Origin of the sequence: Pedobacter sp. PACM 27299, assembly GCF_001412655.1 — a bacterium.
In the GTDB taxonomy this organism is placed as follows: domain Bacteria; phylum Bacteroidota; class Bacteroidia; order Sphingobacteriales; family Sphingobacteriaceae; genus Pedobacter.
Map to the genome: position 1 here is coordinate 3,660,552 of NZ_CP012996.1, position 14,522 is coordinate 3,675,073.

At 40.4% G+C, this 14,522-nt stretch carries 12 protein-coding genes; 5 read left to right on the forward strand and 7 right to left on the reverse strand.

Annotated elements, in window-relative coordinates; translation table 11 throughout:
- Positions 1-182: 182 nt before the first annotated feature.
- The 4 genes from AQ505_RS15360 to AQ505_RS15375 form a co-directional block, all read right to left on the reverse strand.
- A complete protein-coding gene (locus AQ505_RS15360; protein WP_082461561.1) occupies positions 183-1,319 on the reverse strand; it encodes an efflux RND transporter periplasmic adaptor subunit in 1,137 nt (378 codons plus the stop codon).
- Between the two features lies 1 nt (position 1,320).
- A complete protein-coding gene (locus AQ505_RS15365) occupies positions 1,321-5,652 on the reverse strand; it encodes a CusA/CzcA family heavy metal efflux RND transporter (RefSeq protein ID WP_062548991.1) in 4,332 nt (1,443 codons plus the stop codon).
- 79 nt (positions 5,653-5,731) lie between these two features.
- Entirely contained in the window at positions 5,732-6,112 is a 381-nt protein-coding gene (locus AQ505_RS15370) for a hypothetical protein (RefSeq protein ID WP_157262401.1), read from the reverse strand.
- A 117-nt stretch (positions 6,113-6,229) separates the two neighbouring features.
- Positions 6,230-8,581 carry a mechanosensitive ion channel family protein gene (locus tag AQ505_RS15375; protein ID WP_231634891.1) on the reverse strand — a complete coding sequence of 784 codons (2,352 nt, stop codon included), beginning with the start codon at positions 8,579-8,581 and terminating at the stop codon, positions 6,230-6,232.
- Between the two features lie 245 nt (positions 8,582-8,826).
- Here AQ505_RS15375 and AQ505_RS15380 point away from each other — a divergent pair, with 245 nt between their 5' ends.
- Both AQ505_RS15380 and AQ505_RS15385 read left to right on the forward strand, forming a co-directional pair.
- Complete coding sequence (locus tag AQ505_RS15380; RefSeq protein WP_157262403.1) at positions 8,827-9,450, forward strand: hypothetical protein; 624 nt, start codon at positions 8,827-8,829, stop codon at positions 9,448-9,450.
- 208 nt (positions 9,451-9,658) lie between these two features.
- Entirely contained in the window at positions 9,659-10,210 is a 552-nt protein-coding gene (locus AQ505_RS15385; protein WP_062548994.1) for a hypothetical protein, read from the forward strand.
- Between the two features lie 18 nt (positions 10,211-10,228).
- Here AQ505_RS15385 and AQ505_RS15390 read toward each other — a convergent pair whose 3' ends face one another.
- Positions 10,229-10,489, reverse strand: a complete 261-nt coding sequence (locus AQ505_RS15390; RefSeq protein ID WP_062548995.1) for a hypothetical protein — start codon at positions 10,487-10,489, stop codon at positions 10,229-10,231.
- An 89-nt stretch (positions 10,490-10,578) separates the two neighbouring features.
- Between AQ505_RS15390 and AQ505_RS15395 the strand changes: the two genes are divergently transcribed.
- From AQ505_RS15395 to AQ505_RS15405, 3 genes are all read left to right on the forward strand, one after another.
- Positions 10,579-11,127 carry a TetR/AcrR family transcriptional regulator gene (locus AQ505_RS15395; protein ID WP_062548996.1) on the forward strand — a complete coding sequence of 183 codons (549 nt, stop codon included), beginning with the start codon at positions 10,579-10,581 and terminating at the stop codon, positions 11,125-11,127.
- A gap of 98 nt (positions 11,128-11,225) precedes the next feature.
- Positions 11,226-11,813, forward strand: a complete 588-nt coding sequence (locus tag AQ505_RS15400) for a pentapeptide repeat-containing protein (protein WP_062548997.1) — start codon at positions 11,226-11,228, stop codon at positions 11,811-11,813.
- Positions 11,814-11,935: 122 nt separating this feature from the next.
- Entirely contained in the window at positions 11,936-12,316 is a 381-nt protein-coding gene (locus AQ505_RS15405) for a ribosomal maturation YjgA family protein (protein ID WP_062548998.1), read from the forward strand.
- A 45-nt stretch (positions 12,317-12,361) separates the two neighbouring features.
- On the opposite strand, the gene AQ505_RS15410 is transcribed toward AQ505_RS15405, so the two are convergent.
- Together AQ505_RS15410 and AQ505_RS15415 are read right to left on the reverse strand one after the other, a co-directional pair.
- Positions 12,362-13,777 (reverse strand): aminotransferase-like domain-containing protein, encoded by a 1,416-nt coding sequence (locus AQ505_RS15410; RefSeq protein WP_062551050.1) that lies wholly within the window; start codon positions 13,775-13,777, stop codon positions 12,362-12,364.
- Between the two features lie 180 nt (positions 13,778-13,957).
- On the reverse strand, positions 13,958-14,344 hold the full coding sequence (locus AQ505_RS15415; RefSeq protein ID WP_062548999.1) for a hypothetical protein: 387 nt from the start codon (positions 14,342-14,344) through the stop codon (positions 13,958-13,960).
- Between the last annotated feature and the right edge of the window lie 178 nt (positions 14,345-14,522).

Here is a 14,522-nt window from a genome sequence, read left to right on the forward strand (position 1 = left end):
AATACACTGACTAATATAACTACTAATTAGCTCAAATGTTTGCAGCAGAAATATTGGTATGTTGATTAAAAAGTATAAGAGGAATGTATTGGCTTCGGCTAGGAATCGGGTTTGATGGCGACTTGACAAGGGAGTTGACGAAGTATGAGCCCTCGTCAATCCCTTAATTCAAAGCAAATCTTTTACTCTTCGCTCGTGTTTTTTAACTTCATTAACAAGGAATACGCACCTTTTACCACAATCTTTTTGCCTTTTAAGTCTGAATTTAGTGCAGCATAACCTTTTTCCGCGATTCCTTTTTTTACTTCTGTCATCTTGAAAATATGAGGGCCAGTACTCACAAAAACATAGTCTTTGTTCTCATAATTTACAAAGGCATCTTCTGGTAAGGCATCTATTTTATCATTATTAACCTGTAAGGAGGCATTCATGTACATGCCTGGCACCAGCTTTTGGTCGTACTGCTCAAAATCACAATGAACCGTCGTACTTCTTTCCTCATTTAAGGCATGGCTCACTAAGGCTACCTTTGTGCGGTATTGCTGATCTGGCCTTGCATTACTGTAAGCCAGAACCTGCTGACCGATTTTAATCTTGCTCAGGTCCTTCTCAAATACAGTCAGGTTTAAGTGAATATTATTCGGGTTCAGGAGTTCAAAAATCACATCCGAGGGAACCACATATTTCCCAATATTCACATTCACCTTGCTTACATAACCGTTAATTGGCGAGTAAATACCAATTGTCCTGCTGATGTTATCTTCGGTAAGTTTAGCTGGATTAAGTCCGATCAACCTCAGCTTTTCTGCTAAAGCTTTACTTTCAATACTAAAGTTTTTATACTCATTATCTGCCTGTTGAAAAACCTTATCACTTCCAGCTTTTGCCAAATGGAGTTCACGCTGCCTGTTGTATTCTTTCAGCGCAAAGCCCAGTTTATTTTTAGTACTCAGGTAATCCTGCTGTAACTGGATATATTGTGGGTCTTCAATCGTAGCCAATAGCTGGCCTTTACTGATTTTGGTACCCGGCAGCATTTGCGTTGATTTCAGATAGCCCCCTAAAGGCACGCTGACAGACACCAAATTTTGCGGCGGCACTTCAATCTGTCCACTGAGCTTAAGCACCGTACTGATCTCCTTTTGCTGCACTTCGGCAAGCTGCAAATCGATTTGCTTAGCCTGCTCCGGGCTCAGTTGAACGACACTTTCGTCCGTACTTGTTTTTACTTTCGACTCTTCATGCGCACTGCTGCTGCATCCATAAATAAATACGGGAATCAATAATGCTGGCAAATATTTAAAAATGATAGATTTCATGTTATTTTGATAAAAGGTAGTTCAATTGAATAATACTGTTGTTCAGGTTGGTAACGGCATTGAGATAATCCATGCGTAGAGTTAAAGCCTGTTGGTTTAACAGGGTCCATTCCAGGTAATTGATTTCCCCTTTTTGCAGCTGTTGATTGAGTACTGCGGTAATTTCTCTGGCATTTTTCAAAGCATTGACTTCAAAGTCGTGCACGATTTCTTTGTTCTTTTTCAACTGCTGAACACCATTCTCCATGTCTGCCTGCAGCTGTTTTCGCGCATAACCGGTTTCCATTGCCGCAACATCCTGCTGTGCCCTTGCCGACCTTATCCTTGCCTTTTGCGCCCCAGAAAAGATTGGAATACCAACCCCCAGCTGAACCGAATGAAATCTGGATCCCAGATCATACCGAATGCCATCTTGCAAGCTCATATTCTGATAACCTAAACTTAGTCCCGGCAACAATTTTGATTGCTCTACTTTTGTATTACTTTTTGCCAGCTGTTCTTCCTGTAAATGAAGTTTTAATACCGGATGATTTTCCAGCATAGCCGGATCTACCGCATCAAATTCCATTTTAATAGCGGAAGCCTGTGGTAGGCGCATTTCACCTGCATTGATCAGCAAAAGGAATTGCTGCTGAAGGAAACTAAATTCCTTTTGTAACTCTTTCTGTTGTCTGCTGATCTGTGTCAACTGATTTTCAGCACTGGCCTTTTCCAGCATATTCGTCTCACCTGCTTTAAACCTCAATGCAGCTATCCGAAGGAACTCCCGATAAGTACTGTCCATTGACCGCAGCAAAGTCTGCTGCTCTGCAATTACCAATAGCTCGTAAAACATGGAAGTGGTCATCTTTTTAACCTCCGACTGCTTTAAATCTACCTCCAATAATTTCAGCTTCCATTCTTCCGACAATCTTTGTTTTTGTCGACCATAAACCACTGGCAAACTGAAGCTTTGACTAATCCCAACTGAATTATCAATTAAAGCACTATTAAACTTTCCATATTGAGCTGACAGGCTGGCTTGAGGAATATCCATGCCCGCCTTAATTAATAACCTGGCTTGTTCAGCCCGTAGCTTTTGGCCCTTCAGCAGCATATTTCCAGCGGCTGCACTGTCTAATGCGTCCTGTAAACCAATTGGTTTTTGAGCAATTGCAGGACTGAAAGCAAAAAACAATAAAATCACCGTCACTACAGCCTTGCTGTGCTTACCCGGCTTAATCCCTTTCTCAACAGCCACATATAAAATCGGCAATACAAAAAGCGTCAATAAAGTTGCAATCATCAATCCTCCGATCACTACGGTTGCCAATGGTCTTTGTACAGAGGCACCAGCCCCATTACTCAATGCCATTGGCAGGAAGCCTAAAGAAGCTACAAAAGCGGTCATCAATACTGGTCTTAACCTGGTCATCGTGCCCTGCATAACTACGTTTTTCATATCTGTTTCTCCTGATTTTTTAATTCGGTTAAACTCTGCAACCAATACAATTCCATTCAGCACGGCGATGCCGAATAAGGCGATAAAGCCTACCCCCGCGCTGATACTGAAAGTCATACCCCTCATCGCGAGCAGGAAAATCCCGCCAATTGCTGATAATGGGATGGCGGTATAAATCAATAGTCCATACTTTATGGAGTCAAAAGCGAAGTATAACAATAGAAAAATAAGGACCAGTGATACCGGAACGGCCACAGACAATCGGGATTTGGCCTCATTCAGGTTTTCAAAAGACCCACCATAAGCCACCGTATAACCCGCTGGCAATTTGATCTGCTCCTCTACTTTCTCCTGCAACTCGTTCACAATACTCTCTACATCCCTTCCATTCACGTTAAAGCCTACCAGCACCCTTCTCTGCGTATTTTCTCTTTGTATCTGACTTGGACTGTCAACCAGTTCTACAGTGGCCACCTGGCTCAATGGAATCTGGTTTCCTGCAGGTGTTGGAATCAGCAACTGCTGCACATCCGCAAGGTCTTTCCTGTTGTCATTATCCAATCGAACCACCAGTTCAAAACGCTTCTCACCTTCAAAAACCAAACCGGTACTTTGTCCTGCAAATGCCGCATTGATGTTTCTATTAATGTCAGAAATGTTAAGCCCATATTGTGCAATCGCAGGTCTGTTGTATTTAATCACAATTTGAGGGGTTCCACTAATCTGTTCCACATAATGCTCCGTAGTCCCTTCTACACTTCTCACAATATTCCCTAATTTCTTAGCGTATACACTCAAGGTATCCAGGTTTTCCCCATAAATCTTACATACTACATCTTGCCTGGCCCCTGTCATCAGTTCATTAAAACGCATTTGTACTGGAAACTGGAAGCTGGTAGTGACCCCTGGAACCTCAGATGCTGCTTTACTCATTTTCTCAGACAGCTCATCAAAGGAACTGGCAGAAGTCCATTCAGTTTTCTTCTTCAGGTTGATGATCATATCGCCCATATCCATTGGTAACGGCTCTGTAGGTACTTCACTGCTGCCGATTTTGGTCACGATATTTTTCACTTCCGGAAACCTGGATTTGAGAATTGCTGAAACTTTTTGTACATTTTCAATTGTGGTGTTTAAACTGCTTCCAGAAAGCACCCGCGTTTCTACAGCATAGTCCCCTTCTTCGATGGAGGGGATAAACTCACCGCCTAACCTTGTCAGTAAAAACACAGCAAAAACAAACATTGCCACTACTACACTCAGGATGAGTTTTGGAATTGCCAATGCCCGATTTAAAATTTTGCTGTAACCAGCTTCTATTTTTGCCATCAGGCGATCGGAGAAGTTCTTTTTATCACTGATCTTTTTGCTTAGAAACACACTGCTGACCATAGGAATATAAGTTAGCGACAAGATAAACGCGCCTAACAAGGCAAAAGCCACTGTTTGCGCCATTGGCTTAAACATCTTTCCTTCAATCCCCTGCAAACTAAAAATCGGCAGGTAGACAATCAGGATGATGATCTGACCAAATACCGCACTGTTCATCATTTTAGAAGAAGCACTTTTCACTTCTTTATCCATTTCCTGCTGAGATAAAGTCCTTAATCCGGCAAATTTCTTACTATGGCTTAGCTGGTGCATCACCGCTTCCACGATAATGACTGCACCATCTACAATCAACCCAAAATCAAGCGCACCAAGGCTCATCAGGTTACCACTTACCCCAAACAAATTCATCATGATGATCGCAAAAAGCATGGATAATGGAATTACAGAGGCCACTAATAGCCCTGCACGCACATTTCCCAAGAACAAAACCAATACAAAGATCACGATCAACGCCCCCTCCATCAGGTTCGTTTTTACGGTATCAATCGCATTGCTCACCATATCTGTACGATCCAGAAATGGTTCTATGACCACACCTTCCGGCAAGGACTTTTGAATCTCCGCGATTTTCGTTTTGATACTCTCAATCACTACATTACTGTTGGCGCCTTTCAGCATCATGACAATTCCGCCAGACACTTCCCCTTCATCATTGTAAATTAAAGCACCATACCTGGTTGCTGAACCTATTTTCACTTCTGCAACATCGCGGACCAATAAAGGCACATTATTATTCTTGTTTTTGATGACTACATTCTCTATGTCATCTTTATTTTCAATCAATCCTTCACTTCTGATATAGCTGACGGACGACTGCTTTTCTATATAAGAACCCCCGGTATTCTGGTTGTTGCTTTCCAGCGCATTAAACACATCGGCAATAGTAATTCCATGTGCCTGTAATTTATTAGGCTTAATCGCCACCTCATATTGCTTGAGCTTACCACCAAAACTGCTCACTTCGGCTACTCCTTTTACGCCTAATAATTGGCGCCTCACCATCCAATCCTGTAGGGTACGCAATTCAGTAATGTCGTATTTGCTTTCATAGCCTTTTTTTGGCTTCAATACGTATTGATAGATCTCTCCTAGGCCGGTAGAGATAGGCCCCATTTCTGGCTTCCCAATCCCGTCGGGAATACTGGCCTGTACAGTAAGCAATCGCTCTGAAACCTGCTGACGGGCCCAATAAACATCTACATCATCATTAAAAACCAGAGTAACCAGAGAAAGTCCGAAACGACTGTAACTGCGAATTTCCTTAATCCCAGCGATATTACTGCTCGCCTGTTCTACCGGAAAAGTGACCAGTCTTTCAATGTCTGTTGCGCCATAAGAGGGCGCGGTGGTGATAATCTGTACCTGATTATTGGTAATATCAGGTACGGCATCTACCGGCAGTTTTGTCAATTCAAAAATACCGTAAATAACTAGCGCAATGGTAAATAGCGCCACTATGAGTTTATTCTTTACAGAAAACCCAATGATTTTATTCAACATAAAAAGATTGTATAATGATTTATTCTTCTAACAATAAAAGCTAAACCAAGAGATTATTGCTCTGGCTTAGTAGTATAAATCAAACTTTTGGCGGTTGCCAGATGGTATCCAGATGGGCATAAGGAATATGGTAGTCGTGATAGATGACCGGATGTAATTTCAATAAAGCACTGAATGCTTTGATGGTGTATTTGTGGAATGGTGGAGTTGCCGGACTGGTTAAAACAGAGTTTTTATCGATTGATTTAAAAGGCAATTGATTGTCGCGGTCTTCGTCGTTATCGGTATGAGGAATAGAGTTATAATGATCGAAGAGATACACAGAAAAGCTAATATCCTCATTTAAAGCCTTGTGCTCAAAGTAGTGTTGAAAAAGTAAGGGCAGTTTGATTAATTCCTGCAATCCGGTAGAAAAAATGAGGAGGATTATAGTTACAAATATGGATACGTGCTTCTTCAACTCCTCAAATGTATTGGTTTCTTAGCTCCTAAAAAAAGAAAAATCAGTAACAATTTTATAAAAAAGAAGTGCTGGCCATGTTTTGACAAATGCTTAATTAGCCTGATTTTACAATACTTATCCTTCCTCCCCGGTATTTTTATCTAAATTTCGAATAAAAATTTCTTGCTGAGGAAATGGAATCTGAATACCTTTTTCCTTAAAAGCCGCAGCTATAGCTACAATCAAATCGCTTTTAGTGCTTAAAGCCTCTCCGATGTGTTTGGTCCAGAAGTAAATCCGGAGATCAATCGAGCTATCACTAAATTGCTCGAATTGAACCACTGGACCAGGGTTTTTACTGATCCGTTCTTCTGCATTCAAAATCTGTATCAGCAATTGCCTGCTTTTCTCCAGGTCGGAATCATAGGCAATACCAATGGTGATGGTGACGCGTTTACGATTTCCGCCAAGCGACCAATTGATCAGGTGAGCGTTTAAAAGATCCCCATTAGGCACCACCACATCTGCGCCTTCCCAATTAGAAATCACACTGCTTCTGAATCCGATGGACTTCATTGTTCCCCCCTGCCCGGCGATATCCACAATATCTCCTACATTCACAGGCTTTTCAAATGCGATAATCAGTCCGCTCACCAAATTGTTCACTAAGGTTTGCAGACCAAAGCCAATGCCCACACCTAATGCACCTAAAACAATGGTTATGCGATCTACCGGTATTCCAGCCGCCGCAACCGCTAGAAATAGGCCAATGCACAGGATAGAAATACGCACCAGCAGCAGCCAGCTGCCTATACCCTGTCGTCCTAATTTATTATTTGCCACCTGCCGATCCGCCGCAAAGAAAGATACCACTTTAGAAATGATGACTGAGGTGGCCATGATGGTCATAAATAAAAGCAGGTTGTTGATGGTAAAAGTATAGCTCCCCAAGGTACGCTCCTCACTAAAAAAACTAAGCAATGGCTTCGATAAATAATCAAAGGCAGGGAAGTTACGTCCGAATAATACCACCCATCCAATTACCAGCAAGACGTAAAATAGTGCTGGCGCTTTTTTTCCTACTTTTTCAAAATTGAGGTAAAAGAGTTTCCTGTCCTGACCGGAATAGACATTAAAAGCCAGAAACAGGCCTTCATTGATTAGCCTTACAGTCCAAAGGAAAAGAATCGCGATCACTACATTTAAAAACCCACTGATGAACAAAGTCTTAGACAAATTATATCTTCCAAAAACATTAGCTGCGATGGAAGCCAATTCCAGAATCACCATAAAAGCGATGGACCATCTGATCCATTTTTCTCTTAATTCTTCCTGAGGTCCTCTTAGAAAGCTGAACAAACCAACAGCTACCCCGGCTAGAGCGGTAACCAACATGAACCAGCGTTCTACTCTTGAAGCCTGGAGCACAAGATTTCCTAGAGCAGACATCAAAAAAACCAGCACCATGATCAACCAGATATTCATCCAATACTTACTCACATAGCCCTTAAAAATAAAGCTGAGGCAGATGCAGGATATTGTCCATGAAATCACGTTCAGAATAAATGGCGGAGAAATGAATACGAATTGAAAAATACTGATCACCAGCAGCATCGCAGAAAGCAATGGATACCGCAGCACCAACTGCCCTTCAAAATCTGGCTTTAATAAATTAGCCTGAATATAAATGTTATTCAGAGCGCGCAGGTAAATAAAGGAAGTCAGGATCAATAAAATGAATACGACCAATTTTCCCGCATTATTTTCTATATAAAAATTAAGCGTCAATAGTCCTTTTGTAATCGAGAAATCCAGTATTTCCGCAAAGGGGCGGTAAAAGCCCTGGGCTTCCCAAATGTTATTAAATTCTCTCTTAAAAGTATGCCTCACCATCTCTTGCTGGTAGGATTCAATTTCTTCTAAACTGCTTTGCAATTTAAAAACCGTCATGTTTACCTGATTGAGTAAGGCCTGGACATTATTATTCGCAATATTCAAAGCAGTGTCTACAGGCCCCGTTTCATAAGCAATCACTTGGATTTTTTGCAAGTACTTCATGAGCGTTGTGGAGTCGGTGGGGAACTTAAACAAAGCGGGTACACTCAGCAATGAGTCTAACTGGTATCGAAAATTATTCAGTTCCTGCTGACGAATATCAAGTTTAGACTTCCTTTTATTGGTTTTATCCAATAATTCTCCAAGTATTTTAGCTGTCGCAGTTAAGTTTCTAAAAGTTTGTGCAGTGCCTTTATTGGTAAAAACCCCATCTCCGGCGATCGCAAAATCTTTCTCCGTCTGCAGCAATTCCGCTTTGGTATCTGGGGTATCCAGGTTACTTTTAAGGTAGATCTTTGCTTTTTGCATCGTCCTTCTGATCTCATCAAAGGTTTTAACTTGAGCAATTCTGGCTTTATCTGCATTGAAATCTGCTGCGCTTTTTCCAGAAGAAACCTTTGCAAAGGCCTGCAATTTATCAACGAATTTCAACTTTGAGCTGTCAGTAACTTTCGAAGTATGAGCGGTATCCCGGGTTTGCGAAAATACACTGACGCTACAAAAAACAGTATTCAGACACAAAAGAAAGCAGCTTATTTTTTTTGAGATCATAGTTTAAACAAATATAGCCCTTCAATAATACGAAAAAAGCGGCATTTATTTTGCTGTTGATCTTCATAATTACCGGCTTATCTGCTTTACCAAAAATGGTGATTCAGCCTATAAAAACCTATCTTATGAAAATCATTTATCGAATAGTCGGCCTGCTTGGCACTGTGTTATTTTTTAGCTGTACCAGTGATCATCGTGCTGCGAACAAGAATGACGATACCTTAACAGTTCCTGGTGACACCTCAGCTTCAACCATGATTCCGGCTCCTACTCCAACGAATGCGATTCCATATTCGGACAGTACCGGAAACGAAAAGACTGTAAATCTCGTGAAAGCCAAATTAGCAACCATGTTTAAGGATGAGCTTTCCAAAAAACTGATTGATGAGCAAAGCAGAAAGTTCAAGCTCTTTGAGCATAATCTCAATAAAGAGCCTGAAAAGGAAATATTTGTTGGCCTAACAGGAGCTAATTTCTGTGGTTCAGGCGGATGTACCGTATTATTATTAAGTGCAAAAGGAGATCTGATTACCAGATTCACGGTGACCGGCAGTCCAATTTTAATTGCTGATACCAAGACCAAAGGCTGGAATGATTTAATCCTGCACAGTGATAATAAAAACCACCTAATCAAGTTTGATGGAAAAAAATACCCTTCTAACCCTAGTACACAACCTGTTTACACTTCAAATCCATCACAAACTTTAGTGAAAGGTTTAGAAGATTCAGATCAATTATATACCTGGTAAAATCAAATTATACCTATTAAAGTATAAAACACATTAATGGAGAAAACTAAGGCAGCATTGACAGCCCTGGTTTTCTCCATTGATGTTTAGGACTTTTCGTTGATTTCAAGGTCAGGGGCTAAGGATTCAGGGCTGAATTTAACCAAAGCCCCCCATATTTCAGCTCTGGCATGAAAGTAGTACAGTGTTATACATCAAATTAATAACTATGAACTTACCATCTATTAAGCGGATTAACTTTAAAAAGGTAAAGAAAGATGTAGGACAAGGTTTAAGCAACCTGGCTACAGGGGGCTTTAAGCAGATTTTTAGCCGGATAGACCAGTTAAACATCAAAAAAGGTGTAGATACCCTAGGCATCGATAAGTTTATCAATCAATGCGCCTATATGGCGGCGGGCTCTGGCTTAATTACCGGAGTAGGCGGTATTAGCACCATGTTGATTGGAACTCCTGTAGATATGATCAATATAATTACGCAGCAATTTCGCGTCACACTAGCTATATCATACCACCGTACCGGAAAATCTAAGATCAGTTTTGAAGACTTTTTCAAGATTGTAGCTTCTTCTGTGAAGGCCGACACGAAATTGGTATTGAGTAAAAACATTATGGAAGAAGTGGCAGAAAAGATTTTCATGAGCTTAGGCACTAAAGTCAGTCGCCGTTTGATACCAGTAGTAGGCGGCGTAATCGGGGGTACAATCAATTACTTGTTTATTAAAAACGTAGCCAAAGAATTGATGGAGAAACATGCTTAGACTTAGGGCTTGCCATTGCTATTCAAGTACTGCCGCAACAGACCTTCCCTTTTCGTCAAAAACCTCCAATATTATAGCGTTTACTGCCATTGCTGCTAGTCCTGCAGCAAGCTCAGTACTGATATTTCGACGACAAGACAAGCGCAGAATTTTATCACAATCCTCGAGGTCAACAGACCAGGCTGATATTTCCGGGAAACTGGCAATTACTTGCTCAATATTTTGCAAATCAACGGAGCTCTCAATGGTACTGGATAAGATGATAATGTAGCTAGACATGTTTCTGACTTTATAATATACTGCCCTATAGGGGCATCAAATGTATTAAATAATTTGTAAACAAACCAACTGTTCGGTATCTTTGTTGAATGGAAAATCCTTATAAACGAAAGAAAGAGCCTGAGTTGAATCGACAGCTGATCCTAGAGACTGCTGCCGAAATTGGTGCTGCTGCAGACTGGAACCAAGTGACATTCCAAGCCATTGCTGATAAAACAGGATTGAGTAAAGGTGGCATTATACATCATTTCCGCAATAAGGAGGACCTGTTGGAAGAGCTGGTAAGACTGAGCCTTGCTGAATTAACAGACTGGCTCTCGGAAGCGAAAAAAAGCTCAGCTGATGAGCTTCCTGCGATGGCATTTCTTCGTTTTGTGGTAAAAAAGAGCAACAATCTTCATTATCGGAGAACGATGAAAGTGATCTTAAAGGCCGCCTTGTTCAACGATAAATACAAAAAGATGTGGCAGGATTCTTTTGAAGAGCACATTTCTGGCGGCAATGCCGAAGACTTAGCACTCAATAACTTGATCATTATGTTAGTTACTGATGGGCTTTGGTACGCAGATAACCTTGGCTTTTACAACATCAGCGAGGAGAAAAAGCATCAAATCATCAATAAACTGGCCAGCTTATAAGGACTGAAGCTTAGCTGTACCCTTTTAAATACCAATCCTTTTTCAACCTATTCATTTATGGCGAAAGCCTATACCTACTACCCCATTACCAAAACATCATGAACGAATCAAATATCGTCCACGAGGACAAAACTTTTACTGCGATCAATTATTCAGAAAAACGATTAGAGAATAGAGAATTTATGCGATGTGAGTTTGTAAATTGTGATTTCTCTAAAAGTGATTTAAGTCGCAATGACTTTATGGATTGTCAGTTTAAACAGTGTAATTTTTCATTAACAGTGGTCACTGGTACTGGATTTAAGGATGTTACTTTTACTGGCTGCAAAGTACTGGGAATAGATTTTTCTAAATGTAATAAATTCCTTTTTTCCTTCGAATTTCAGCAGTGTCATTTGGATTATTCCACTTTTTACGGCACCAAACTGCGTAAAACAAAATTCACCGACTGCTCACTTAAAGAAACTGATTTTGAAGAGGCAGATTTAACTTCCAGTACATTCCACAATTGTGACCTTTCAGGAGCAACATTTGTCAGGTCCATTCTTGAAAAAGCAGACTTCCGTACAGCAAGAAATTTCAGTCTTGATCCGGCAGTAAATAAGGTAAAACAGGCGAAATTCTCGTCGATGAACCTGGCTGGACTACTGTATCAATACAATCTGGACATCAGCTTCGATCATTAGAAAATATCGCTCATGAATATCTTTTGTTTTCTATGTTAATTGCTGAAAAACAAAGGATATTTATGAAAACAAGCCGGTATATTTAAAAATCAAGTACTCAGAAATGGCTCCTAACCCTCAACATGAAACGACAAAACAGCAATCTTAAAAAGCGACTTATTTGCGGGCTATTGATCATTATCGTCATCATTACAGGGCTGCTCTCCAGAAAAACGATACTAATACCAGCGATTACAGGTGATGCATTGTATGCGGTGATGATGTTTCTGATGATTAAATTTCTGCTCATTAATACAGATTACCGTAAAATCGGCATCATCAGTTTATCAATATGTTTTCTGATTGAATTTAGTCAGCTTTACAATGCGCCCTGGATCAACCAGATTAGGAACAACACTTTTGGTGCATTGGTGTTGGGGCATGGCTTTCTATGGACTGATCTGCTTGCTTATGCAGTAGGTACGCTGGCTTGTTTACTGCTATCTAAAAACTTCAGAAAATAAGCTGACTGGCTTTGACTTGTTTTCCGAAGCTTTTATCTAAATCTTTTACATACTTGCTTTAACCAATCGACCTAAGCGCTTGATGTCGGACTCGAGTTTTTCATTCCAGTCTAAAGCAAAATTCAATCGCATACAATTGTTGTATTGATTGTATTGCGTGAACATCCTGCCAGGTGCAAAACTGATCTTTTGCTTGATCGCCTGGTCAAATAATTCAGCTGTATCTATTTTCTTATCTAATTCCAACCAAAGCATAAAACCACCCTGAGGCTGTGATATTTTGGTATTGGAAGGAAAATACGCTTCAATTGCCCCTTGGTATTTCAAACAATTGGTGTAAAGTTTACTTCTCAAAGTTCGTAAATGGTGGTCGTAACCACCATGTTCCATGAAATCAGCAATCACTTCCTGATACATCGAAGGCGTAGAAATCGTTTGAACTAACTTTTGTCTGATGATCTTTTCTTTATATTTCCCGGGAGCCACCCAGCCTACCCGATATCCCGGAGCTAATGTTTTAGATACAGAACCGCACCACATCACAATACCTGCCTCATCATAGTATTTACAGGGTTTTGGTCGTTCTGTGCCGAAGAATAAATTCCCATAGAGATCGTCTTCGATCAGTGGAATATCATATTCCGTCAGCATGCTGACCAGTTCCTTTTTATGTTCGTCGGGCATCAAACAACCTAATGGATTGCTGAAATTGCTGATGAAACAGCAGGCATTTAACCGTGGAAGTACTTTCTTAACCGCTTCTAAGTCTATCCCAGTAACCGGATGTGTAGGAATCTCAATCGCTTTTAAACCCAGCGATTTTATAATTTGATGGATCCCAAAATAAACAGGGCTTTCAACTGCCACGGTATCACCGGGCTTGGTCACCGCCATCAGGCAGTTAAAAATAGCATTCATCGCACCAGATGTGGTAACGATATCATGCTCAGTTAGCTTGCCTTCCAATACAAATGACCATTTGGCAAGGGTTCTTCTCAAATTGGTACTCCCCTCTACAGGCTCATAAGCCGTTCCTCCATCTTCCATTCTACGAATGGCACTGATCACGCCTTTGTTTAATTTTGCAATAGGCAGCATACTATTCGCCGGCACACCTAATGAAAACTGAGTAATTTCTTTATCATTCAGCGTGTTAAAAACCTTGCTGATTAAATCTACTGGCTCCTTTTCCTGGTTGGAACTTTTCATTTTACCTACAGAAGGCAATGAAAACTTTCTCATGGAAGCTTTACTCACAAAATAACCGGATTTAGACCTTGGCTCAATCAGCGACTTACTTTCCAGTTCTAAATAGGCTTGTTTAGCCGTATTTATGCTGACATTATAGAGTTTTTGAACCATACGGATCGATGGCAGCTTGTCCCCTAGTTTTAGGGTCTCAGTTGCAATCTGCTCCTCCATCACTTTTGCGATTTTAAGGTATAATGATTCCTTTTTCATTTGGGCCATTTGCTATGCGGTATCTTTTCTTTTATGGTGTATGTGTTTTACAGAATTACAGACTGTATCCTATTAAGCAGTCTACACCTGCACCATACCTCATCTTTCCTATTCCTGTACTCCACAGGCAATTCTTGTATCCTGTAAATTTACAAAAAACAAAGCTGTATCCTGTAGATTTTAATTCGCACACTTGTTTAACCAACCAACTAATTGCTGAATGGAATTCTTTAATGGCGTATGGTCTTTATTGATGTTTTCAAATGTGGCATAGAGAATATTTTCTGCTGCTGCCTCCAGGGTATTTCCAATGTGGACAGTTTCAAAAGTGGAGACCACCTGAGCATTCAATACTACTTTTCCCAGTTCATTAATCGAAGCAAAGGCAACGCCGATGACCTCGTTATTGTCTACAGCAACACTTAAAGGAAGACCAAAGTCTGAAGTCAATTCCATTGCTATTGACGCCTTAGTTTTCTTTTGATAAATGCTGATGACTGCTTTCAGGTCAGACAGGTATACTTTTCGGAATTCAATGCGCGTAGTTTTTGGATCTTGTATATTCATAACGTAGGTATTAGATCACAAAAATAAACACCAAACATAGCTAGATACAGACACAGAAAAAGGATTATTATAGGATACAGATTTTACCATCTGTTTTCTTTGATCAGAATGTAATGAACAAATTACAAGCGATAGAAAATCAACCTATTAATTAAAGTGTAAATTCAACTTACACACA

Excerpts from the sequence above, each read along its gene's own strand:
- AQ505_RS15365 (WP_062548991.1), bottom strand. The coding sequence starts at position 5,652 with ATGTTGAATAAAATCATTGGGTTTTCTGTAAAGAATAAACTCATAGTG.
- AQ505_RS15380 (WP_157262403.1), top strand. The coding sequence starts at position 8,827 with ATGAAAATCATTTATCGAATAGTCGGCCTGCTTGGCACTGTGTTATTT.
- AQ505_RS15415 (WP_062548999.1), bottom strand. The coding sequence starts at position 14,344 with ATGAATATACAAGATCCAAAAACTACGCGCATTGAATTCCGAAAAGTA.
- AQ505_RS15390 (WP_062548995.1), bottom strand. The coding sequence starts at position 10,489 with ATGTCTAGCTACATTATCATCTTATCCAGTACCATTGAGAGCTCCGTT.
- AQ505_RS15405 (WP_062548998.1), top strand. The coding sequence starts at position 11,936 with ATGAAACGACAAAACAGCAATCTTAAAAAGCGACTTATTTGCGGGCTA.
- AQ505_RS15395 (WP_062548996.1), top strand. The coding sequence starts at position 10,579 with ATGGAAAATCCTTATAAACGAAAGAAAGAGCCTGAGTTGAATCGACAG.
- AQ505_RS15400 (WP_062548997.1), top strand. The coding sequence starts at position 11,226 with ATGAACGAATCAAATATCGTCCACGAGGACAAAACTTTTACTGCGATC.
- AQ505_RS15410 (WP_062551050.1), bottom strand. The coding sequence starts at position 13,777 with ATGAAAAAGGAATCATTATACCTTAAAATCGCAAAAGTGATGGAGGAG.
- AQ505_RS15360 (WP_082461561.1), bottom strand. The coding sequence starts at position 1,319 with ATGAAATCTATCATTTTTAAATATTTGCCAGCATTATTGATTCCCGTA.
- AQ505_RS15385 (WP_062548994.1), top strand. The coding sequence starts at position 9,659 with ATGAACTTACCATCTATTAAGCGGATTAACTTTAAAAAGGTAAAGAAA.